The 22,250-nt window shown below is 58.3% G+C and carries 15 protein-coding genes; all 15 read left to right on the top strand.

Annotated elements, in window-relative coordinates; all coding sequences use genetic code 11:
- Window positions 1–561 precede the first annotated feature (561 nt).
- The 15 genes from RRF56_RS03590 (at window position 562) to RRF56_RS03660 (ending at window position 22,024) form a co-directional block, all read left to right on the top strand.
- Window positions 562–1,113 (top strand): hypothetical protein, encoded by a 552-nt coding sequence (locus tag RRF56_RS03590; RefSeq protein ID WP_317036257.1) that lies wholly within the window; start codon window positions 562–564, stop codon window positions 1,111–1,113.
- A 69-nt stretch (window positions 1,114–1,182) separates the two neighbouring features.
- Window positions 1,183–1,536 (top strand): hypothetical protein, encoded by a 354-nt coding sequence (locus tag RRF56_RS03595; protein ID WP_317036258.1) that lies wholly within the window; start codon window positions 1,183–1,185, stop codon window positions 1,534–1,536.
- Entirely contained in the window at window positions 1,466–4,279 is a 2,814-nt protein-coding gene (locus RRF56_RS03600; RefSeq protein ID WP_317036259.1) for a hypothetical protein, read from the top strand. Before RRF56_RS03595 ends, RRF56_RS03600 begins: the two co-directional genes overlap by 71 nt.
- Window positions 4,276–4,998, top strand: a complete 723-nt coding sequence (locus RRF56_RS03605; protein WP_317036260.1) for a hypothetical protein — start codon at window positions 4,276–4,278, stop codon at window positions 4,996–4,998. Before RRF56_RS03600 ends, RRF56_RS03605 begins: the two co-directional genes overlap by 4 nt.
- Before the next feature lie 39 nt (window positions 4,999–5,037).
- The gene (locus tag RRF56_RS03610; protein WP_317036261.1) at window positions 5,038–6,138 is read left to right on the top strand and encodes a hypothetical protein; all 1,101 of its coding nucleotides are present in this window, start codon (window positions 5,038–5,040) and stop codon (window positions 6,136–6,138) included.
- A 24-nt stretch (window positions 6,139–6,162) separates the two neighbouring features.
- Entirely contained in the window at window positions 6,163–6,897 is a 735-nt protein-coding gene (locus RRF56_RS03615) for a hypothetical protein (protein WP_317036262.1), read from the top strand.
- On the top strand, window positions 6,897–8,363 hold the full coding sequence (locus RRF56_RS03620) for a TrbI/VirB10 family protein (protein WP_317036263.1): 1,467 nt from the start codon (window positions 6,897–6,899) through the stop codon (window positions 8,361–8,363). The genes RRF56_RS03615 and RRF56_RS03620 overlap by 1 nt, the downstream gene beginning before the upstream one ends.
- Window positions 8,360–9,088 carry a hypothetical protein gene (locus RRF56_RS03625; protein ID WP_317036264.1) on the top strand — a complete coding sequence of 243 codons (729 nt, stop codon included), beginning with the start codon at window positions 8,360–8,362 and terminating at the stop codon, window positions 9,086–9,088. The genes RRF56_RS03620 and RRF56_RS03625 overlap by 4 nt, the downstream gene beginning before the upstream one ends.
- A 22-nt stretch (window positions 9,089–9,110) precedes the next feature.
- On the top strand, window positions 9,111–10,820 hold the full coding sequence (locus tag RRF56_RS03630) for a M23 family metallopeptidase (protein ID WP_317036265.1): 1,710 nt from the start codon (window positions 9,111–9,113) through the stop codon (window positions 10,818–10,820).
- A gap of 11 nt (window positions 10,821–10,831) precedes the next feature.
- The gene (locus RRF56_RS03635) at window positions 10,832–11,350 is read left to right on the top strand and encodes a hypothetical protein (RefSeq protein ID WP_317036266.1); all 519 of its coding nucleotides are present in this window, start codon (window positions 10,832–10,834) and stop codon (window positions 11,348–11,350) included.
- The gene (locus RRF56_RS03640; RefSeq protein ID WP_317036267.1) at window positions 11,350–13,080 is read left to right on the top strand and encodes a type IV secretory system conjugative DNA transfer family protein; all 1,731 of its coding nucleotides are present in this window, start codon (window positions 11,350–11,352) and stop codon (window positions 13,078–13,080) included. Before RRF56_RS03635 ends, RRF56_RS03640 begins: the two co-directional genes overlap by 1 nt.
- Before the next feature lie 10 nt (window positions 13,081–13,090).
- A complete protein-coding gene (locus tag RRF56_RS03645; RefSeq protein ID WP_317036268.1) occupies window positions 13,091–13,489 on the top strand; it encodes a hypothetical protein in 399 nt (132 codons plus the stop codon).
- Window positions 13,477–15,042, top strand: coding sequence for a hypothetical protein (locus RRF56_RS03650; RefSeq protein WP_317036269.1), 1,566 nt, complete (start codon window positions 13,477–13,479; stop codon window positions 15,040–15,042). Before RRF56_RS03645 ends, RRF56_RS03650 begins: the two co-directional genes overlap by 13 nt.
- A 2-nt stretch (window positions 15,043–15,044) precedes the next feature.
- A complete protein-coding gene (locus RRF56_RS03655) occupies window positions 15,045–21,725 on the top strand; it encodes a strawberry notch C-terminal domain-containing protein (protein ID WP_317036270.1) in 6,681 nt (2,226 codons plus the stop codon).
- Complete coding sequence (locus tag RRF56_RS03660; protein ID WP_317036271.1) at window positions 21,722–22,024, top strand: hypothetical protein; 303 nt, start codon at window positions 21,722–21,724, stop codon at window positions 22,022–22,024. Before RRF56_RS03655 ends, RRF56_RS03660 begins: the two co-directional genes overlap by 4 nt.
- Window positions 22,025–22,250: the final 226 nt, after the last annotated feature.

Consider the following 22,250-nt stretch of genomic DNA (forward strand, 5'->3'; position numbering starts at 1 on the left):
AAGACGTATTGACGTCAATACACTTGACTTTGTGTCTATAAATCAGTTGTTGTGTCATTTTGTTAGTTGAAGCCTGACTATTGGGCTGAGAATATCTGCGGCATAAGGGAACCGAAGAAGATAAACTTACATCGCTTTTGGAAGTTTTTTATAGATCAATTTCGATTGCAACCATAGAGTTCTTGCGTGCAGCTAATCGTATTTATAATTGACAGTAAATTTTCGATTGATAGTGGCAATGCATGACTTCAGTATAAAAAGCATCTCCACTTTTAAAAGTCTACATAGATTGCTCAATAGCTTGATTAACATCACGCAAGATTACAGAATCAGACCCGATATTGGCTGTCTTGTATAGGCTTTAGACATAGCTTTGAGCTGTCTGAGCCTGAATCCACAATTTAGTTTCTCATTTCCCCACCGCTGAAAAATATTGCTATATTGATCAAATCTTTACGCAATTCGAGTTGAATACTTCACTCATTGGTGAGCACGCGAGTCATGTCATCTGACTGATTTCAGGAGACTTCAATCATCAGTCAGACTCAATTCATTTGAGCCATGAAAACTCTCTACGTTTTTCCGTTGATGGAACGACTGGTAGGTCGGATGAGTCCGCTTCCAACCCCGTCGCTATTTGTCGTAGCGTTCCTGGGCCTTACGCTAGATGTCCTCTTCCACGGCACTGCCTTACTCACGGTGCTTGCCGTGGCAGGGTTGACAGGCCTTGCCTGGAGGCGAGACATAATACCTTCCCGTTCCCTATCCAGGCGGGCATTTAAGACCCAGGGCTTTAGACGAAAGACCGGGCGGCTCCTGGGTTTAGGGCTGCTCTGGCTAATCACTCTACTGGCCTATCCCGCCCAGGCCCAGTTCTTTGGCGGAGCTGAAACCTGGATGACCACCAACTTTGGCACCGCTGCGGGCGACGCCATTCCCCTGGTGTTTAACGTGCTGCGGGGCCTGTTTTTGCTCTACGTCGGCATCTCTCTCGTGCGAGTAATCAACAGTGCTCGCAATGACGAGGATTGGCAAACTATTGCCCGCACGCCGCTGATCATCATCATTGCCGTCACCGCTGGCGATGTGCTGACGACGCTAATCACCGGCTAGTTGTCGCTGTGCGGCCATTCAGATCGAGGGTGCAGCTCTACACCGTTCTTTCAGCACTGCTAGCGGCTTATGACATCTCAATTTCGTCCCGTCAACTCCATTCTGGGGGCGCAACCCCGGTTAGGCCCGATTCCGGCAGACCAGATCATTCCCTGGTTCTGCATTACGGGGGCCTCCTATCTGTTGGGTCGAGGGTTCAGCCTCAGCTGGACTTCGATAGGTTTCATTGCCGCCTGGGGCATGTCTACCTGGTGGATTCTCACCGGGGGGCAGAGCTGGAAGTTCACCGCAAAATTTGTGCCGACTCCCACCTGGAGTCGCGGCTACGCCCGATATCTAAGGTTTACCCACGATGAAACAGACCATCGGCAAACACCGACTCAAGCTCGGCAGCCAGTTCGTCAGCACGTTGACGCCCTTTGAAGATGCGCTGCACCTCGCCGCCATGGTGCGAATCGAGCTGCGGGGGCGGCAGGTTGGAGCCTACGTCCTCGCGAAGGGCAAGAACCGCGAGCACCTCTGCTTTGTGTTTGGCTTTGACTGCCGGGGCATCCACAACACCCTGACCGATGAACAGGTGGAGATCGTCTTTGACCAACTGGAATCAGGGCTGAAGGATTTACCCAACGGTGAGCGGCTAACGATTCATCTGGGGTCGTTTTCGGCGGACTGCGATCGACAGCACGATCTAGCTCGATTATCTAGCGGTGCCCCCAGCGCTGCCCTCAAGTTCTTGCTCACCGCTGAACGTGCCCGAGTTCAGCAACTCACCCAGCAGGGCTTGCGCAAACCCAAGTTTCTGCGGCTGTACGTCACCTACACCGTCCAGAGCGGTGCCGAAGGAGCCCAGGACATCATCGAGAAGGTGATCAGCAGAGGCGAAACCCTGTGGAAGTCGTTCACGGGAGAGCTGCGCCAGGCCAAAAACCAGCGCCTGCAAACAGTGATCACCAAGGCCTTTACCGACGGTTTTTTGCTCTGGGAGCAGGTGCTCTCAACCAAGATGGGGCTCTCGGTCAAACCCTTGGGTGAATCGGATCTGTGGGCGCTGCTCTGGAGCCGCTTTAACGCCAGTGACCCCATCGACATCCCCCAGCTGATCATCCTGGATCAGGACGGCCTACACGAGCAGGTCAACTCGGACATTCACAGCACCACGCTACTAACTCGGGCCGGGGTACCCACCGCCGGGAAAACCTGGGTCAAGGTTAAAGGCCAGTATGCAGCCCCCCTCACCTTCTTGGAAAAACCAGGAGGCTGGGCCAGTGAATCAGCCCAGCTTCGCTACCTGTGGGAGATCCTCTCCCGCGAGACGGTCGCTGATACCGAAATCTTCTGCCAGCTGACGCGGGCCAACGAAACCCTGGTAAAAACCACCGTGCAGCGGATGCTGAAGCAGTCGAACCTGACGGCTACTTTGGCTGAAGATAGCCACTCAGTGGATGTGGCCGCTGAGCTGAAGATGAAACGCTCCATTGAGGCTCAAGAAGAACTCTTTGAGGGGGCTCTGCCGATCCATACCGCCGTTGTATTTCTGGTGCATCGCCCCACTCTGGAGCAGCTGGACGAAGCCTGTCGCTATATCCAAAGCTGCTTTCGCCGCCCGGCCTGGGTAGAGCGCGAGCAAGACTACGCCTGGAAAGTGTGGCTCCAAACCCTGCCGATTGTGTGGGAAGCGCTGATGGCGACTCCTTTTGGGCGACGGCAGCTCTACCTCACGGGCGAAGCACCGGGCCTGATGCCGCTGGTGGTAACCCAGCCCTGTGATAGGAGTGGCTTTGAACTAATCGCCGAGGAAGGGGGCCAACCCATCCACCTGGATTTGTTCAACCAGCACCAGAACCTAGGCCTGTTTGCCACCACCCGAGCCGGGAAATCAGTCTTGGTCTCTGGCATCCTCACCCAGGCGCTGGCCCATCGCTTCCCAGTAGTCGCGCTCGATTTCCCCAAACCCGATGGCTCCTCGACCTTCACCGATTACACCCAGCTGGTAGGTGGGGCGTACTTCGACATCTCCCGCGAGTCCAACAACCTGTTCGAGCTGCCAGATCTCCGTCACCTGCCCGGTGACGAGCGCAAAGAACGCCTCGACGACTTTCAGTCGTTTCTGGAGTCGGCGCTGCTGACCATGATTGTGGGCTCGGGGGCTAATAGCTCGGTGATGACCCAGACTATTCGCTCAATTCTGGTGCTGGCCCTCAACGCCTTCTTTGCCGATGCCTCAATTCAGCGACGCTACCTGGAGGCGATGGAAGGCCGCTTGGGTTCAACCGCCTGGGCACAGATGCCCACCCTGGCTGACTTTCTCGACTTCTGCACACCCGAACAGCTGGATCTGAACCAGGTGGGCGGCAATATCGCGAAGGCTCTGGACATGATCGATCTACGGCTCAGGTTCTGGCTCTCCAGTCGGGTGGGCCGAGCGATTTCTGCTCCCTCCAGCTTTCCCACCGATGCGCAATTGCTGGTTTTTGCTCTGCGGAATCTATCCAACGAAGAAGATGCCGCTGTGCTGGCCCTCTCGGCTTATGCCGCTGCCCTGCGGCGTGCCCTAGAAGCCCCAGCCTCTATCTTCTTCATCGATGAGGCCCCCATCCTGTTTGAGTTTGACGAAATTGGAGCCCTGATTGGCCGACTTTGCGCCAACGGTGCCAAAGCCGGGATTCGGGTGATCATCTCGGCTCAAGATCCTGACACGGTGCATAAATCGCCTGCCAGCGCCAAGATCTTTCAAAACCTAACCACTCGCCTGATTGGTCGTATTCAGCCCATGGCGGTGGATAGCTTTGAGCGCATTCTCAAATATCCCAAGGCTGTCATCAGCCGCAACGCCAGCGAGAGCTTCTTTCCCAAGCGGGAGGGGATTTACAGCCAGTGGCTCCTCGACAACAACGGCCTCTATACCTACTGCCGCTACTATCCCGCCTTCGCCCAGCTCGCTGCGGTGGCCAACAACCCCGATGAGCAGACGACCCGAGACTTGGTGCTGCGCCACGCCCCCGATACCTTCACCGGCCTGGCGGAGTTTGCCCGACTGCTGGTGCTCTCAATTCAGTCGGGTGAACCCCTTTCAGTGATCACCGAGCGCTGGTTTGCCGAGCGCAATCCCCATCCCGAAGTTCCCCTGTCTTCTTTCAAATCCCTACCCACTGGAGGTCATTCATGAACCCTCGCTTTCGCGTTGCCCTCATCCCTATCTTGGCCACTACCCTGCTGGTGGCACCTGTAAGACCCACCGCCGCCTCGCAAGTCGATACCACCTTCACTGACATCTTCGGTATCTTCCGCCAGGCCTTCGAGACCAGCAAAACCTATATCGAGCAAACCATCTCTGGCCTGCTCACCCCGCTGCCCGGTGATTTAGATGGCGTGATCCAAAACGCCCTAGGAGATCTGGGTCTGGTTGACCCCAATCGGGTACGTTCTGAAATCTCGACGGAACTCGCGACCATCCTGGAGGGCGATTTGGCCCAGTCCGACAGCATCTATGCGGGCATTGAAACCGCCAATGAAGTAGATCGGCAGCTCACCCGTGCCCAGGTCGATGCAGTGCTGGGCCAAACCGGGCAAGCCGCCACCCGCGACAAAATCACCTGGATTGAGGGCACCATCGGCCAGGTGCAGCAGCACGCTGACTCAGCCCAGACCGCTGTGTCTACCCAGGCGGCGATCAAGCAGATGGCCCAGCAAAATGCGCGTCAGTCAGAAATTCTAGGGGCGGTGCAGTCAGAACTGCTGCAATCTCGCCAGGACGCTCAGTTGACTAACCTCAACCTGGCCAACATGTCGCAAAACCTGGATCAAGAGGCCCGTGCCCGTCGCCTGCAAGAGCTGGGTAATGCCCTCGATACCCTGCAAATTAGCGCCCAGGCCCGTTTGTTTTAGACGTCTGTCAGTCATGACGTCAACTTGGATGTGAACCCCATGCTGCTGGATTGGCCCATCTCACCCATTGCCCAATTGCCCCGCGACACCGCCGACATCATTGAAGGCGGCGCTGTCGCATCCGAAGCCGTGGCTGAAAGCTGGAACCAGCTCTGGGAGAGCGTGCTTCAGGGTGGCCTTTACTTTGCCCTGGCTCGGGTGGGGGTCTTGTTCGCCGTGGCTACCCTGCTCTTGTTCATGACTCAGTGGACGCGGCAGATGGTGGAAGGGGAAAGCAGTCGCGCCTATGCCGACTTCATCTGGCCGCTGCTGGTGATTGTGCTGCTCTCTAACAATGGCGATCGCCTAGCGGCCATCACCCTGGACATCCGCAACTACATCAACCAGGTCAACCAGGACGTCTTGTCCTACACCGCTGCTGATATCCGACTGCAAGAGGCCTATCAGGCGGCTGTTCTAGAAGGCTCCGTGGAGCAGACCATTATCCAACGGCGCAACCAGTGCTATGAACTGCAAAACCCTGAAGAGCGGGCAAATTGCATTGAGCTAGCGGCGATTGAAGCCCGCGAGTTTATCGAAGACTACCGGGCTAGAACTGGTAATCCCAATGCTCTGTCCCGTGCATTGGAGGCGGCTCAGGCCGGGGACAATCCCCTCGATTCGGGTCTGCGGTTTGGGGGGGCGCTGATGGGTTCGGGCTTTCAGACCGTAACCCGAGGTCTGTTGATGGCGCTGCACATCGCCTTTCAGTGGCTAATTGAGGCCTCGCTGTTGCTGACCGCCACCCTGGGGCCGCTGGCCGTAGGCGGATCGTTGCTGCCGGTGGGGGCCAAACCGCTGTTCGCCTGGCTGACGGGGTTCTTCTCTTTGGCCATTGCCAAACTCAGCTTCAACATCCTCTCGGGCCTAGTCTCCCTTGCGGTGTTGAATGCCGGGGATTCTCACCCGCTGATTGCCCCTTTCTTCCTCGGCCTGCTGGCTCCCATTCTCTCGTTGGCCCTGGCGTCGGGCGGTGGCATGACGGTCTTTGGAGCCCTCACCAGTACTGCTGGGGTGATAGCAGGGACGGGGGCTATGGGTGGCATTGCTCGTGCCCCTGGCTACTCGGCCAGACGTCGAGCTTATCGCGTCCGTCGCTGACCTCACTCACAAAGGACATATCCCATGGTGCAGTTGATTGAGAAACGCAACACAAACTACCTGCCTCTGTTTGTCTTGGGCAGTGTGGGGTTGCAGCTGGTGATGCTGGTGGTCTTGTTTCTTCAGGCCGGTGCCTTGAGCCGTCTCAGCCGCCAAGATGCCCCCACCCTGGTGCAAATGCAGGACGGGCAGGCCATTCGAGTCGGCACTATGGGCTCTCGGGAGCGTACCCCAGAAACAATCCGGCGCTTTGTCAATGACACCCTGGTGCTGATGTTCAACTGGAGCGGTAGCCTGCCTGCCACCACGGCAGAAGAGGCCAGTCAGCCCAGGGCCGACCCCGGTCTACCGATTGAGGTGGAACGGGGCAGACGCAATATTGCCACCGCCAGTTGGCAGGCCAGCTTTGCCTTTTCGGAAGACTTCCGCCAGGACTTTCTGAAGCGGGTGGCCGAACTGACGCCACCGGGGGTCTTCACTGGCACGAGTCAGGTGGTGATGGTGATCAACCACGTCGGCAGCCCCGAGGTGGTTGGAGAGGGCCGCTGGAAGGTGGCGGTGGTGGCCCATCTGTATGTCTTTAACGACGCCAACGCCCTGGGGCAGGCGATCCCTTTTAACCGGGAGGTGTTTGTCGAGGCCGTCACCGCGCCAGCCGTGCCTGATGGCGACACCCCCTTGGAGCAGGCCATCTACAGCATTCGCCAAACTGGCCTGCAAATCTATGCCATCCGTGAACTTGACCGGGAGGACTTGTGATGACGACACCCAACAATCTGTGGGACGACCAAGAGATGGCCGACCTGGTTGGACTCCACCTACCAGAACCTGCCACTACCGAAGAACAGGATGCCTATCCAGTTGCACCCGCCACCACCCTGGAGCCAGAACCCCTTCTGGATGCTGAGGATATTGACGGGCAGGCCTTAGGCGATCGCAAGCCCAAACTATCTCTGGCGGCTAACCCCTTTACCAAGCTGGGTGTTGTCGCGGCTGGAACCGGTCTGGTGATCGGGGTTTTAGCCGTCTTCACCAGCGGGGTGATGAAAAACGACTCTCCACTGGCTGAAGAGGTGCAAGCCGATTTTCCAGAACCCATGGTTGAGGGAGAGGAGCTGAGTGCTACAGATGACCGGGGCCAGCTGCTCACCGATTTAGCGATGGGGCGTCAGCAGGCTGAACTGGAGGCCTTGGCCAATGAAGAGCCTACGGCTCAACCGGAAGCGCCAACGGCCAGAGAAACCCCTGAATTTTCTCCGGCTCCTCCACCCCCGTCACGACCGCCCCACACCGTTGCGGCGCGACCAGCCCCGGCACCGCTGCCGCCTCGACCAGCCCCCGTATCCTCTGCTGTTTCAGCCCGTCCTGTAGTTTCCCAACCGGTGGCCCAACCCGTCGTAGATCCAACGGAACGATGGCTAGCGCTGTCCCATTTGGGGAGCTACGGACAGGGCAGTCCCTTACCGCAGGAAACCTTTGCACCGCTAGTCACGGAGGCTCCAGCGCCAGTGGCTCAAGTCAGCACCCTACCCTCACCCCGTGCCATCAACCATGCCGAAGAATCGGCCATTCTCCAGGGCCAGCCGGTGGCATTGCCCCCGACATCGCCCCTGCTGCTGACTGGCACCCAAGCCCCCGCTGTACTGGAAACGCCGTTGATCTGGGCAGCAGAGACAGACAGCCCTCAGTTCGTGGTGCAGCTAACAGAACCCTTGCTGACTGCCGACGGAGAGATCGGCTTACCGGCAGACACGTCGCTGGTGGCACAGGTGGCATCGGTGGTGGACAGCGGCCTGGTGCAGCTAGCAGTGGTCTCGTTCATTCAGGCGGGTCAGGAGATCCCGCTGCCCGCTGGAACCGTTCAACTGCGGGGGGTGGAGGGCACCCCTCTGATCGCTCAGAAGTACGACGACCCAGGCATGGATATCGCTCGCATGGATGCCACGATGGCGGCTATGGCTGGGTTATCTCGGGCGGCGGGGTTAGTGAACCGGCCCAAAACATCCTCGGTTATCACCTCTGTTGGAGGCAGCGCGATCACCCAAGACACCGGAGAGCCCAACCTTCTGGCTGGAATTCTTGAAGGCGCGTTTGAGCAGCTATCAGGGCAGATGGAAGCGCGGAATCAGGCAGCGCTGGATGAAATCTTGAATCGTCCCGTCGTTTGGTATTTGCCAACCGGCACTGAGGTCGAACTGTACGTGAATCAAACGGTGGTGCTATGAAAATACGTTGGACTCCCTGGATTGTAGCTGGGGCGCTTTCTCTATCGGCTATCTCCTCCCACCCCGCCCAAGCCCAATCAGCCTATTCCGTTTCTGCCAGCCATGCCCAAGGGTTAACCGGCAGTCAGGCTCCAGTCATTCACCTATGGCCCGGCTATGGCACCAACCTGAGCTTTATCCCGACGAACGAAAGCATCGTGCGGGTGTGGATCGATGATCCGTCCCGAGTAGTCCTCGATTTTGATCAACCGCTCTGCCCCACCGCAGCGGACTCAGGTTGTGTCTCGGGTCGGCCTTCGGTGATTCATCTGAGACGGATTCAAGGGCTGTCCTTCGAGAATCTGCCCAGGGCCAGCGGCACGCTGCTGACGGTGATTACCGAGACGGCTGGAGGAGATCGCCGCCTCTACGAATTTCGCATCGCCTTCGGTACGGGCGAGCCCGATTACCACACTGTTGTGGTTAACCCCACTTCCCCCATCCATCCGCTATTAGGGCCAGGGGATGTGCGCCGAGGGCTTCAGGTGGCTGAATCCAGAGGACTGATCACTCCCAATCAGGACTTGTGGAACCGACTACAAACCTTTCTGCGGCTGACCCAAGGTGGCCTCGCCGTGCCTGCCGCCGCCGAGCAAGCTGGAGTCTCCCCAGAGGTGATCACCCGGCTGGCGCAGTGGGGGGCCAACGCCCGCGATGATCCGCCTTTGAACTCAACCGCTCTCTAGGTTCTCCACTCAGGTTAAAGCCATGACCTCATATTTTTTCAGGCGCAGGCGGCTATGGCGGCCTGTGATCGGGATTCTTGTTTTAATTTTGGCGATCGCGCTTCACGGCTGGCGGGTGCAACCCGCCCACTCCAGCCTCCAGCCAGGCTCACCAGTGCCGGTGATTCAGGATCAGATTTTAGGCACCAAGCCCGACTGGGTACAGATCACCCTGCGCACCCTGCCTGCGGCGCTGGAGTCTGGCTCGTTTGAGGCTCCAGCGGATCTGATCCGTCTCTTGGGCTACGACCCGTCGCGGGTCTGGCAGGCTGGGCAAACCGCTGACCAGTACATGCAGCTGGGCGATTTTCAGGAGAGCTTTCAGCTCCAGCAGTTCTCGCTGTATGAGATTGCCGCCCTGGTGGGTCTGGATTGGCCTGCCCTACGGCTGGCGGATTTTGCCCTGGTGGCATGGCAAACCCTGGGGGATTTGGTGCAGGCGCTGCCTGATTTAGCCAATCGACCAGTGGAGTCGGTGGCCCCGATCTCTGACCTACTCAAGGGACAAGTCGATCCGCAAACTGCGATCGCCGAGGTGCTTCAAGATGAGGCACTGGCGTCACTCAGCCTAGGAGACCTCGACCTGGAGCAGTACGGGCTAGGGGATATTCCAGGGTTGATCGAGGCCCCGCTGGAGAGCTTCCGCGACTGGCAGCAGTCCGTTATCGGCCAGGTGCCCGGTCTCGCGAATGTCCCCTTCGCCAACTTTCCCAACCCCATCGTGGAGCAAGGCGTGGTGGTGGGCCAGGTGGATGTGGTGTTTGGCCCGGCGGAAGGCAACCGCACTAACACCATCAGCGGCAGTTATGTGGAGGGGTTCAATGTGCCCTGTGACGCTGACTGCGCCCACCTCGAAATCGGGCAGCCCACCCTGGTGGAAGGTACCCAGTGGGTTTCCGGCAAGTACCAGCAGGTACGCGGCGGACGCGGGGCCTTGGCTGCCGCCAATGGCGGGGTTGAACCCACCGGTCGCCATCCCTTTGGCAATGCGTTCAAGGTGGCGGTGCTCGACACCGATGAGGCCTCTGGCACCGCTGAAACCGGGCTATATTTCCGCATGTGCGTTCGCAACCTGTTTGTGGACTTAGGCTGCACTCCCTACTTCATCGGCCCCATTCCCTGGCTGCCGGTGCAGGAAGAGGGCATGGTCTTCTTGGGCCAAATCAAGGAAGGCCTTTCCACCACCGATTCAGCCGACGTTGCAGCATCGAAAGGAATCGACCCGCAGACCGGCGAACCTAAACTCAACCCAGCACCTGTCACCAGGGCTTCAGGCTCTCCAGGTACTGCTACTGGGCGATTCATTCACCCCGCACCGGGCTATGGCGTCACCAGTAGTTTTGGCTATCGCACTCACCCAATCCATGGCGATCGCCGTCTCCACAGCGGCACCGACTTTGGCACTCCCACTGGCACCCTCATTCGAGCGGCTGACGGTGGGCAGGTCATCTTTGCTGGCATCAGCGGCTCCCTCACCAGTGGCTACGGCAGGCTCGTCATCATCAACCACGGCAATGGCGTAGAGACCTACTACGCCCATCTGCAAGGCTTTTTCGTGCAAGCGGGCGACATCATCGCCCAAGGCGATCCGGTCGGTCGCGCCAACAGTACGGGTTGGTCAACGGGGCCGCATTTGCACTTTGAGGTACGCCAGAACGGTCAGCCCCAGAACCCTATGAACTATCTCAGTTAAGGAGTTTAGCGATGAGACTTAACCGCACTGTCTTCGCTGGTTTAGCAGGCATCTGTCTGCTGCTGGTCGGTCTAATCTCTGTTGTGGGCCTGAATCTGGCTCGGGCGTCAGACCCCGTTCCAGAGGCGGTCTACGACTGCCTGCCGCCCCAGACCCAGATCACAAAACTCTGGGGCCGAGTTGAAACAGCCTCCGGCAGCTACTTCCTAATCGGGGCCGGTGAAGGCGAGACCTACCAGGAAGTGCTGATTTACCTGGATGCTCAAGCCGCCTGCCGATCGCTGCTACCGGAGGATGACCCGGTGCTGAGTCACTATATCCCGCTGAACCTGGCCCGCGAGTTAGCCCTCCAGCGCTACACCCAAGTGATGCAAGAACAGGGTGGGCGCGACGCCTATCAGCAGCAGTTGACCGAGTATCTGATGGCAGCCCCCGACGGTACCCGCAGTCAGTTTCCTGAAGAATACCTCTGGGCGCTAGAGCAACTGGGTATTGAGCTACCGCCCAACAGCTATGAGGTGCTGCGCTGATGCGTTACACCACCGAACAACCATCTCTGTTGGGGCAGGTGGATTCCACCTCTACTCAATCCATCTCCCAGCTGGTGACCTCACTCCAGTCCCGCCAGGGGCTCACCCTGCTCGGCTGTGCTGTGCTGATTGCCGCCTTCTCGCTAATGAGCCAAGGCAAGAAAGGGAAGCTCGCCACCAGCCGCTTTGGTGGCAGCCCCGAGAAAGCCGCTGCCCGCAAGCGTGCGGTACGACAGATTCAGGAGCGCAAACGCAACGCGGTTTCTCTCTACATTGGCAAGCCCACCCGCAAGCAAGATGCTCGGTCTCTCTATTTGCCCGACCTTCAGCGGGGCATCGCTGTTTGTGGAGGGCCAGGTTCTGGGAAAACCTTCAGCATCATCGACCCGCTGATTCGCTCCGCCCTTGACCAGGGTCTACCGGTAGCGATGTACGACTTCAAGTATCCGACCCAAAGTGCTCGACATGCCGCCTATGCCGCCAAGCTGGGCTATGACGTGCGCGTGCTGGCCCCTGGCTTTCCTGAATCCGAGGTGTGCAACCCCATTGACTTCCTCCGCAGCGAATCCGATGCCGAGATGGCGCGGCAAATCGCCACGGTGCTGAACAAAAACTTTCGGCTGATGACCCAGAGCAGCGAAGACGGATTCTTTGCCGCCGCTGGTGATCAGCTGACAGAAGCCCTGTTGATGCTGGCCAAATCCACCCAGCACCCCGACATCATGACCGCCCAGGCGGTGCTGGGGCTGACCAATTTGGGCAATCGGGTAGCGGCGGCTCACGGCATGAACAGCTGGATTCGAGTCTCCTTTAACCAGTTGATTGGGGTGAAAGATGCCGAGAAAACCGCCAGCGGCATTGTGGGCAGCGCCAGCGAGACCTTTACCCGCTTTATGAAAGAAGGGGTATTGGGGGCGTTCTGTGGTCAAACCTCTATCCCTCTCGATTTAACCGGCAAACAGCTGCTGATTCTGGGGATGGATCGAGAGCGGCGGGATGTGGTGGGGCCGCTAGTAGCCACGGTGCTGCACATGCTGGTCACCCGCAATGTGGCCCAGCGTCGGCAAGATCCGTTAGTTGTCGCGATTGACGAGTTGCCCACCCTTTACTTACCCACCCTGGTGCAGTGGCTGAACGAAAACCGGGAGGACGGTCTAGCGGTCATCCTTGGCTTTCAAAACCTGGTGCAGCTAGAGAAAACCTACGGTCGCGAGCTGGCCCGCGCCATCTTGGGGGCCTGTGCTACCAAAGCGGTCTTCAACCCCCAGGAATACGAAGCGGCCCGCATGTTCTCAGACTTTCTGGGGGATGAGGAAATTCAGCACAAGCAAAAATCCCGCAATCGCGGCGGCGGTAAGTCCAGCACCACCATCTCCGACCAGGAACGTACCCGCAAGCTATTTGAACCCAGCCAATTTTTACGCCTGCCACCAGGTAAATGCATCTTGATCAACCCCGGTTTTACCTCCCGAGGAGAAGCCGCGATTCCTATCCAGCAGGCAATCAAAATTCCCAAGGCTGATGTTCAAGCCAGCGAGGGGAGTAAAGCCCTGTGGGCCAAGATCCACGCTCGCCTCGTGCGCCGCAGCCCGCAGCGGATGCCCACTGCCGCTGATTTAGAAAAGCGGCGACAGATGGTGGAAGCGATGCTGCCCGAGCCTCAAGCCCCGGTCAACTCGGCCTACCCTGACCCCGCTGGCCTGATCGATAAATACAGCAGTTTGCTTTAGGAGACCTCCGATGACGACAACGATTCAATCCCCCGATCTCATGCTGGCCCAAACTCTGCGAGCCAAGCTGCCCGTGGATACGGTTACCGCCCTACTGGCTTACCCCAACATCGCCGCTGATCTGGCGTTGGTGCTAGATCAGCCGCCCTTGGGCGCTGACTACGTGCCCCGCGAGATTGAGTTGCTGTACGACGATGTGACGGTGTTTCACTGGCGGGATGGCCGGATTCATGCCCAGTGCGCCGATGTGGATATCGACTATACGCCAACGCTGGTGGAGTGGCTGATCGATGGCGACACTGCCTACTTTTCGGTTCAAGGCCTGGAGGTGATTAACCGCATCAAAATCATGCCCCTGATGGAGTTAGAAGGCCTAGACCCCTTAAAGGAGGAACCATGCAAGCCGTAGTGAATCCCGGAGAAGCGAAACAAATCGAGCAGGATTATGCTCACACTACCCTGGCCTCTAGCGAAATGGCAGCGGCCACGGCTCAATCGACTGCCGAGGCAGTACATGCCTTTATCCAGATGCTGCGCGAGCGGCTACAGGCGGCTCGACAGAAGGAGCAAGACCCGGAAACTGAAGCACAGGATGCTCAGTCTGAGGATGCTGTAGATCTGCCTCAAGCCGTCGCCGAGCCCATCGAAATCAAAATGGGCCGCGAGATTGTCTACCGCGAGGGCTATGCCGATAAAGACCCCGTCAACAAGCTCAATGCCAATACGCTAAAGCTGCTCCAGGCCGCAGTAGATGCGCCTCCGCAGCCGGGCGCTGAGGCAACTTCCGGAGCCAAAGGGACAATCAATATCAAAGCTGGAGATGAGCTGGTTTATCGGATGAGCAAAGGGGCGGTTGAAACCAACCGGCTAGAGCCTGATCAACTGGATCAGGCGAGCGTTTCTTCCCCTAGAGGCGTCCGGGAGGCGTCAACAGCAGCAGATCCCAAGTTGGCGGATGAGACTGTGCCCTCTATGCCGTCGCCTGTGTCCTCAGCAGAGGCCACTATAGAACCTGAGCCTAAGGAAAACCCGGCCCTTGTAACGGCTGTAGAACCAGAGCAACAACCAACCGCTAACCAGCCTGCACCTACCCGAGTTGCGGCTCAGCCTCTGGCCATGGCCTCCCCTAGGGTGGTCTCCATCCTCAACGTAATGGAGCGCCAGAACCAGCAGGTGGTCGAAAAAGCCACCCAGAAATGGATGCAGCAGACCACTCAGGTGATGCGGCGATCGTCCCAGCAGTTGACTGAACGGGTGGTGGCTCTGGCGGCGAATATCCGCAGTCGGCAGGTCGCCTCCACAGCGGTGGATTTGCTCCAAAAGTACGGTACCGCCTACAGCCCTGGTCGAGGCTTCTATGTGGCTGAGAACTACGTGGTCAGCTCTAAGGGCCGCATGGTCACCGTCTCAGACCGCGAAGGCATTGAACTGATGACGGCTCGCAAAACTCGATGGGGATTGGACATCCTCAAAAACGATATGGTGGCCTCCCAAGAGGCCGACTTCATGAAAGCCCGCCAGCAGATTCAGATCCAGGGAGTGGATGGGTTGTCACCAGAGCCTCCTATGCGGGTGCGACAGTTGGGCAACCTTGCACCAGCCGGGGACAGGGGCATCACCCGCGATCTCACCGCCCTGGCCCTGGCGAAAACCGCCCGCAAACTGCTCGATGTCACCGGCAGTCGCCCCAACGTGCAGGGCAAGCGGGTCTTCCAAGGGGGCAGCCAGTACCGGATTGAGGAGACCCCCAATAGCCTGAAAATTCAGGCGGGAGAGCGAGGTCAGATTCTCAGCATCGACAACGGCAAAATCAAGTCTGATCTCACTTCTAAGGATGTTGCTTATTTCCGGTTCATTGACCGGGAACTCAGCCAGGATTTGCAGCGGCATCAACCGGCGACAGTGACACCCCTGAACAGCCGACAACGCAGCCGCGCCGTGGGCATGGCCATGGGTGAGTAGGAATGGTAGAAGACGCCCAACAGCAGATGGTGAACCACTTCACTGCCCATTTCTTGGGCGGTGAAGGGTTTACGACGATCACCACCGCCCGACAACAGGCGGCGCTGGTGTTGGGCACGCCGGTCAAACCCGGCACGGCGCTGGCGAAGCAGGTGGATGAAGCGGTGGAGGGGGCGGTGGTGCGAGCAGCCCAGGGGATTCTTCAAGCCTCGCCTACCCCCCGCGACGCCTATGAGCGGCTGGTCGAATTGCACAACCGCCAGCCAGCCCTGAATGTTCGTTCCTCCACCAGCGTGTTGCAGCAGGCCTACAGCACGCCCATTCCCATCGCATTTTTAGCTTCTACCTTGGCGGGCATTACCCCAGAGACCACTGTCTACGAACCCTCCGCCGGGCATGGCGCATTGCTGGTGGGAACTGACCCCACTCAAGTAAGCGTCAATGAACTCAATCCAGACCGCGCCGCTGACTTGCGGGTTCAAGGCTACACCGTCACGGAGCATGACGCAGCGGAGTATCAGCCGGAACGTCTGCATAACGTGGTGATTGCTAACCCTCCCTTTGGCGCGGTGCGAGATGCACAGGGGCAGCGCAAGCGGTTCAAGTTGCCCGGCAACCTGCGGGGGACGACCCAGATTGATCAGGCGATCTCGTTCCAAGCTCTAGGGGCGATGAAGGACGATGGTCGCGCCGTGCTAATTCTGGGCGGCAAGCTGGGGGTAGACGCAGAGCTGCGGTCTGAGCGCTACAACAGCCTGGAAAGTCGAGGCTTCTTTTATGCCCTATATCAGCAGTACGCCGTTACCCAACACATTTCCATTTGGGGTGACCTGTACCGCAAACAGGGTGCGGGTTTTCCGATTGATTTGATTGTGATTGAAGGTCGAGGACGGTCTGAACGTCCGTTACCTGCCGCTGATGTCCCGATTATCTACAAGTCGTTTGCTGAACTTAAGGAGTTGATTCCCCATGAACCTATCCACCACGCCCGTATCTCCCTGGACGTACCCGTTCATGACCAGCAAGTACCCCAGCTTTCCCAATCTCTGGACGCTGGAGGGCCTGGGAACGCTATTCATCGTCAAGGTGCCACCAGCGCTAGAGCAACTGAGCGAAGCCACTTACCTGCAGTTGATGCAAACTCGACTGGACAGAATGATTCAGGCCTCCGTCTCGGAAACCTCCCAAATCGAGACGCAACAAGGGCTGGCCACGACCCTCAGCGAATTGGACTGGGCTCAGGAGATTCCGATACTGGAGCCGGACGAGGAGCCGGACTTGGCTCTGGAGTATTGGCGGCAGCAGTGGGCGGAAACCTTGATTCGGAGCAATTGGCGGTTTCAGGAACGACTGGGCCACTACGGGGGGATCTTTCCGGTAACGCCCGTAACCCCCAGCTATCCAGATTACCTGGACTGGCTGAGCCTGCACGACGAAACCACGCTAGAGGCGTGGCTGAACGAACTGAGCCTGTAGCCCTGCACCCAGACCTGATTATGAATACTCCTCTTTCAACCGGCGAGGCTGTGGCCCCGTCGGCAGACACCTATGATGTCCAGCCCCGGCAGGTGGCCTATGTGCCCAAAAGCAAAGGCTTTTCGACTCAAACCCTGATTCCCTTCAACATGGCCAGTGCGGCCCAGCAGGCACTGGAGTGCTTTGAGCAGCACCACGGCGACATTGATGAGTACCTGGCCACCCGACTGGGTTATGGTTCTGTTTCTGAACTCCACGGCTACTTCAGCGCTGAGCAGGTCGATGCCTCGGCCCTGGCGATCAGCAATATCGAGCGGGGGGCCGGGTTCATCACGGGCGACCAGACCGGCATTGGCAAGGGCCGCATCTGTGCCAGCATCATGCGCTATGCCCAGCAGCAGGCTAAGATCGCCCTATTCATAACTAAGGACAAACCCCTCTATGCCGACATGATGCGCGATGTAGGGGATATCGGGATGCGGCGGTTTTCGCCCTTCATTACCGATAGCGGTACTGAGATTCCGCTAGCCAATGGTGCGGCGCTGAAAACTGCCGGGGCCGCCAAGCAGAAGGCGGAAATGCAGGCGATGATTCAGCGGGGGAACCTGGGCCGCTACAGCGCGGTGTTCACCACCTACAGCCAGCTTCAGACCGTAGGAAAGAAGGAACCGTTACGGCGCACGTTCCTGAGACGGATGGCTCCAAATGCCATCTTGATTCTGGACGAGGCCCACCAGGCAGGGGGCAGTAAAGGGGGATGGAAAGAAGCGGGGCCACCGGATCGGGCGGATTTTGTGCGAGAGTTGATCGACCTGTCTTCGGGAGTGTTTTACTCGTCGGCGACCTATGCCAAACGGGCCGATGTGATGGATCTCTATGCTCGGCGCACTGACCTGCGGCTGGGCGTGAGCAGCATGACGGCGCTGGAGAATATCTTGACGCGGGGTGGAGTGCCGCTTCAGCAGATTGTCGCCAGCAAGTTTGTCGCCTCCGGGCAGATGCTGCGCCGCGAGCGCTCCTATGAGGGCATTTCGTTTCAAGCCAAGACGGTGCCGGTGGATCGGGAGGTAGCGGACGACTTCTCGGCGGCGATGCGGGCCATTAAGGATTTTGACCGGGCCAAGCAGAAGGCGGTGAAAGCGATCAGTAATGAGGCGAAGGCGGAAGCGAAGGCCTTGGGGCAGGATGGGGCGATTGGCGAGGTGGGAGCCAGGAGTACCAACTTCACCTCGTTGATGCACAACTGCATTGAGCAGGGTCTGTTGGCCCAAAAGGCGGATGCGACGGTGGAGGAAGCCATTGCGGCCCTCCAGAGGGGCGAAAAGCCTGTGATTACGGTAGCCAACACCATGGGCAGCTTCATCCAGGCCCATGCGGAGTCCCAAGATTTGAGCCCTGGGGATGCAATGAACTTGTCCTTTGGGGATCTGCTGGAGCGGTATCTGGAGCGATCTAGGGACGTGGTGGTGACAGACTACCAGGGCCACTCCACTCGGCTGCGACTCAGCGATGAGCAATTAGGCGGCGATGCCGTTCTGGCCTATGAAGAAGCGCTGGACTGTATTCGCGAGAGTGACTTCACCGGCATTCCCATCAGCCCGATTGACTATATTGAGCAGCAACTGGAGCGGGCGGGCTACCGGGTTACCGAAGTCACCGGGCGGACGGCGGGCATCGAGTATGGGGCCGATGGCACCATGGCCTACAAGGTTCGACTGGGGGAGGAAAAGAAGGCCAAGGGCAAGATCGATGCCGTGGCCCAGTTTAATGCGGGTGATGCGGATGTCATTCTGCTCAACTGCTCGGGTTCGACCGGGATTTCGCTCCATGCCTCAGAGAAGTTTGCTGACCAGCGGCCTCGCCACATGATTGTGGCCCAGTCGGAACGAGACATTAACGTGTTCATGCAGATGTTGGGGCGGGTGCATCGCACCGGACAGGTGGCGCTGCCTGCTTACACGCTGCTGATGGGAGATCTTCCAGCCGAAAAGCGACCGGGGGCAATCCTCTGTCGCAAGATGGCGAGCCTGAATGCCAACACCACAGCGGCACGGGAAACGGATATCTCGCTGAACACCGTCGTAGATTTCATGAACCCCTACGGGGAGCAGGTGGTGACGGAACTGCTGGCGGATGACCCAGACCTCAATGCCAAGCTAGATTTCCCCGCTGCTCAAACCGGGAACGATGCCTCGGATATTGCCCTGATCAAGAAGGTGACAGGGCGGATTCCGCTGTTGCCCATTGCTGAACAAGAAGCGGTCTACAGCCTGATTGAGTCGGAGTACCGCGACATGGTAGATCAGGCCAGGGCGATGGGGGAGAACATTCTGGAAGCGGATCAGCTGGATTTGGAGGCCAGGCCGCTGGCTCGGATGGAGGTGATGGCCGATGACAGCGAGACAGCCAGCGAGTTTACGGGGCCAGTGTATCTGGAGTTGGTGGAGGCGAAGAGTGAGAGCAAGCCGCTGACCCAGCTCCAGGCGATCGATGTGGTGCGGGAGTCGGTGGGGTTGGCGGAGGTGACGTCGGTGAAGACTCACGACTCGGATGCTCTGGCGGCAACAGCCCGTCAACAGACGGCAGCGACAATTACCGAGTTGGAAACGCAGACGAACCAGTATCGGCAGGCGGCAGTGGCCCAAAAGCAAGATAGCAAGGCGATTGAGAAGCTAAATGACCGCATTGAGCAGCAGCTCACGCATGTCTCTACAGTGCTAGAACAGTTCGTCCCAGGGACACCGCTGCGGCTGGTGACACCAGCTAGCAAGACCATTCTCTATGGGGTGGTGGCAGGGGCCGATGCCAAAAAGCGGTCAGGGAGCCCGGCGGCACCGAACCGCTGGAAGTTGAGGATTTTGGTGGCAGACTCAGCCCGGCAGATTACGGTGCCGCTGTCGAAGTTCAACACAGGGCGGAGCGGAGCGCTTGATGCCACGGTGCAAACCGAAGATTGGTTTGGCAATAGCGTCTACTCGCTGTTCGACATGCAGCAAGAGGCGGGGCGGGTCAACCGGCAGATCTTCACGGGGAACTTGATCAAGGCGTTTGAAAAGTATTCCAACGGGAAATTAGTGAACTATACCGACTATCGGGGCGAGGTCTGCCAAGGGCTGATTATGCCCAAGGGCTTTGATATTGAGTCTGAACTGACCAAGGAGCCGGTGGCGTTCAAAGAACCACAGCAAGTGTTTAGGTTTCTAACGGAGCTGACGAATCGGCAGGGGACGGTGAAAACCCTCGATGAGTTGTTGCTGCTAAAGCCCCAGCAGGCGGGGGAGGGGTTTATCCTACAAGCGCCGAAGTCGAAAGAGTCGGGCGGGCGGTACTACTTGGATGAAGACTTGATTGCGGCGGCGGGATCGGATTTTTATTCCGTGGCCGATCGCATGGAAGTGGTCATTCCCCCAGAACGGCTGGAGCGGGTGCTGGGGGTGGTGATGCACCAGCGGAACTATACCCTGGCGGCGTTTGAGTTTAAGGAGGTGGCGCGGCAGTTGATGGGGGTGTCGTTGCCGACGTTGGAGAAGGTGGAGGTGGAAGCGGTTAAACCCCCGATTGTTTCTCAGCCGGTTGCATCTGCAAATCAGCCCAGATCCGAGCCAGCCGTGGAAAGACCTGCGGTCGAAACTCCGGTGTCCCCACCCGCACCCAATCACCCCCCGATGGGTCAACTGGAGAAACGGATTCTACGGTTTTTGAGGAATGCCGGGATTGAGCAAGATGTGATGGCCTCCCAAGACTTTCACCAGCGGATTGAGAATGAGCCCTTCATTCCGCTGGTGGTGGAGCGACAGGGGGATGAGCTGTATTTGACCCATTACCTGACTCAGAACGGCGATATGTTCATCGACTCGGAGATGGTGTTTCGGGTGCGGGGCGAGGGGCATATCGAGTTTAAGGAGACAGCGGTACAGAGCCTGCGCGGTGGGGAGTCGCGGCTACCTGATCGCGCTTTTGCCCAAGTCTTCTCCAAAAACATTGTGCAGCAGGGGTTTGCAGAAGCTGCTCATGTCCAGCTTCAGGCTCAGGCAGCACCCGAAGTGGAGATGGTGACCCCGCAGGAATCGGAGGATGAGCGATCGCAGATGCCGAGTGATATACGGCAGTATCTGGAGGTGAAAGACCAGTACCCCGATGCGATCGTGCTGGTGCAGTCGCCGGATCAGCGGTTCTATGAGGCCTTTTTTGAAGGCGCTCGGCCCTTGATCGAGCATCTGGAGATGATTGGCACCAGCATGGAGTCTGGGGTGAAGGAACTCGGGCGGGTGCCGGTGGCGGGGTTTCCGGTGGGGAGTCTGCACAAATACTTGGATAAGCTGACCCAGCAGGGGGAGGTGGTGATTGCAGAGTTGGAGGGGGCGATCGCCATCCACCCCCATCATCCCCCCGAACCAACAGCCCTAGAAGAACCAACCCAAGCTCCTGTTGAACCGATTCCCCAACCCGAGACCCCAGCACCAGCGTCTAAGGAGCCTGAATTTCAGATACAAAATCTGTTTGATCTCGACCAGTTCAATGGGGCACCACAAAATGGACATAAGGAGCGCCAGACTGCCGATCCAGCCTGGACTGCTCTAGTGAAAGACCTTCAACCAACTGCGCCATTGTCAGAGGTGACCGCAGATCCGCCGATACCCCCGTTGTCTAGCCCCACGGTTCCAGAAGTAGCTGACCAGGGGCAACAGGCCAACGATGCAGCGCCCAAGGCACCAGAACCCTTTCCAGGGCAAGCCTTAGAGACTTTGCGGGACTGGTACCGCGCGGCCCGTGACTTGGGCCACGACCCGCTGCACCTAGAACAGATCAAGCAGTTAGGCCTTTCAGCCAAACAAGCCAATGGCGATGGTTTTGGCCTTGCGCCAAACCTACAGAAAGCGATGGCTCAAGATCTGGCTCAATATCAGGCGTTGCAGCAGCGGGGAGAATACGTGGCCCAAGCATCCCAAAAAATCTTGTCGGTGATCGGGCAGACCCGAGGCCCCCATACCCAGTTTCGCGGCAAAGTCTATGAACTGAAGCAGACCGCCGACCGGCTGACTGTCCGCCGAGTGACGCCTCAACCCCAAACTATTTTAGAAATGGCCCAGGGAAAAATTCAGCGCACAGTGGTGACGGCTGAAGACTGCCAGCGGTTTCAGCGATTTGTGCAGCGCCTAGAATCAGACCGTGTTCCCACTCCAACCTCAGCAGGACTTGAACGATGATGACCCTAGCCCCCTTGCCCGCCGACTACCGTCCCCAGTCCATCGTGATTTTGTGCGATGGGCAAAAGGCTGTGCATGTGGATGGCAACGAAATGCAGCTCGATGTGGAGTGGACGGCGGAGCGCGAACCCGAGCGCCTGGAGATGTTTTGGGATGGGGTATTGGTCTATGCCCTGGTGAACCAGCAGATTACGGTCAACCGTCTGGAGTTGGTCACGGGCGCTGTCCACCCTATGGAATGGATCTTTCAAACCCCAGCGGGCCAAGCCGATGAACTCAGCCCTTTGCACCACGTTTGATTGGCTCCGGGAGCAAGGACTGCCACCGCTGCCCGTGGCCCCAGCCTAAGACCCGACGCGCTACCCGGCCCGCAACCGGGATGGCAGCCTGAAACGCGACAAAGACGGGGCTCTGGTAGCCGCCTTCACCGGCAAGAACCCCAGCTATTTAAATGACTGGGGGGATTCTCCATCTGATTCAGCATACTCAGTACCAGGCTCGGATGCCGACTCAGACAGAGATTCA

This window comes from Nodosilinea sp. E11, assembly GCF_032813545.1.
Classification (GTDB): domain Bacteria; phylum Cyanobacteriota; class Cyanobacteriia; order Phormidesmidales; family Phormidesmidaceae; genus Nodosilinea.

What these genes read in the sequence shown, in the direction of transcription:
- RRF56_RS03635 (WP_317036266.1), top strand. Translation starts at nt 10,832, where the DNA reads ATGAGACTTAACCGCACTGTCTTCGCTGGTTTAGCAGGCATCTGTCTG.
- RRF56_RS03595 (WP_317036258.1), top strand. Translation starts at nt 1,183, where the DNA reads ATGACATCTCAATTTCGTCCCGTCAACTCCATTCTGGGGGCGCAACCC.
- RRF56_RS03645 (WP_317036268.1), top strand. Translation starts at nt 13,091, where the DNA reads ATGACGACAACGATTCAATCCCCCGATCTCATGCTGGCCCAAACTCTG.
- RRF56_RS03655 (WP_317036270.1), top strand. Translation starts at nt 15,045, where the DNA reads ATGGTAGAAGACGCCCAACAGCAGATGGTGAACCACTTCACTGCCCAT.
- RRF56_RS03660 (WP_317036271.1), top strand. Translation starts at nt 21,722, where the DNA reads ATGATGACCCTAGCCCCCTTGCCCGCCGACTACCGTCCCCAGTCCATC.
- RRF56_RS03605 (WP_317036260.1), top strand. Translation starts at nt 4,276, where the DNA reads ATGAACCCTCGCTTTCGCGTTGCCCTCATCCCTATCTTGGCCACTACC.
- RRF56_RS03650 (WP_317036269.1), top strand. Translation starts at nt 13,477, where the DNA reads ATGCAAGCCGTAGTGAATCCCGGAGAAGCGAAACAAATCGAGCAGGAT.
- RRF56_RS03600 (WP_317036259.1), top strand. Translation starts at nt 1,466, where the DNA reads ATGAAACAGACCATCGGCAAACACCGACTCAAGCTCGGCAGCCAGTTC.
- RRF56_RS03590 (WP_317036257.1), top strand. Translation starts at nt 562, where the DNA reads ATGAAAACTCTCTACGTTTTTCCGTTGATGGAACGACTGGTAGGTCGG.
- RRF56_RS03625 (WP_317036264.1), top strand. Translation starts at nt 8,360, where the DNA reads ATGAAAATACGTTGGACTCCCTGGATTGTAGCTGGGGCGCTTTCTCTA.
- RRF56_RS03630 (WP_317036265.1), top strand. Translation starts at nt 9,111, where the DNA reads ATGACCTCATATTTTTTCAGGCGCAGGCGGCTATGGCGGCCTGTGATC.
- RRF56_RS03615 (WP_317036262.1), top strand. Translation starts at nt 6,163, where the DNA reads ATGGTGCAGTTGATTGAGAAACGCAACACAAACTACCTGCCTCTGTTT.
- RRF56_RS03640 (WP_317036267.1), top strand. Translation starts at nt 11,350, where the DNA reads ATGCGTTACACCACCGAACAACCATCTCTGTTGGGGCAGGTGGATTCC.
- RRF56_RS03620 (WP_317036263.1), top strand. Translation starts at nt 6,897, where the DNA reads ATGACGACACCCAACAATCTGTGGGACGACCAAGAGATGGCCGACCTG.
- RRF56_RS03610 (WP_317036261.1), top strand. Translation starts at nt 5,038, where the DNA reads ATGCTGCTGGATTGGCCCATCTCACCCATTGCCCAATTGCCCCGCGAC.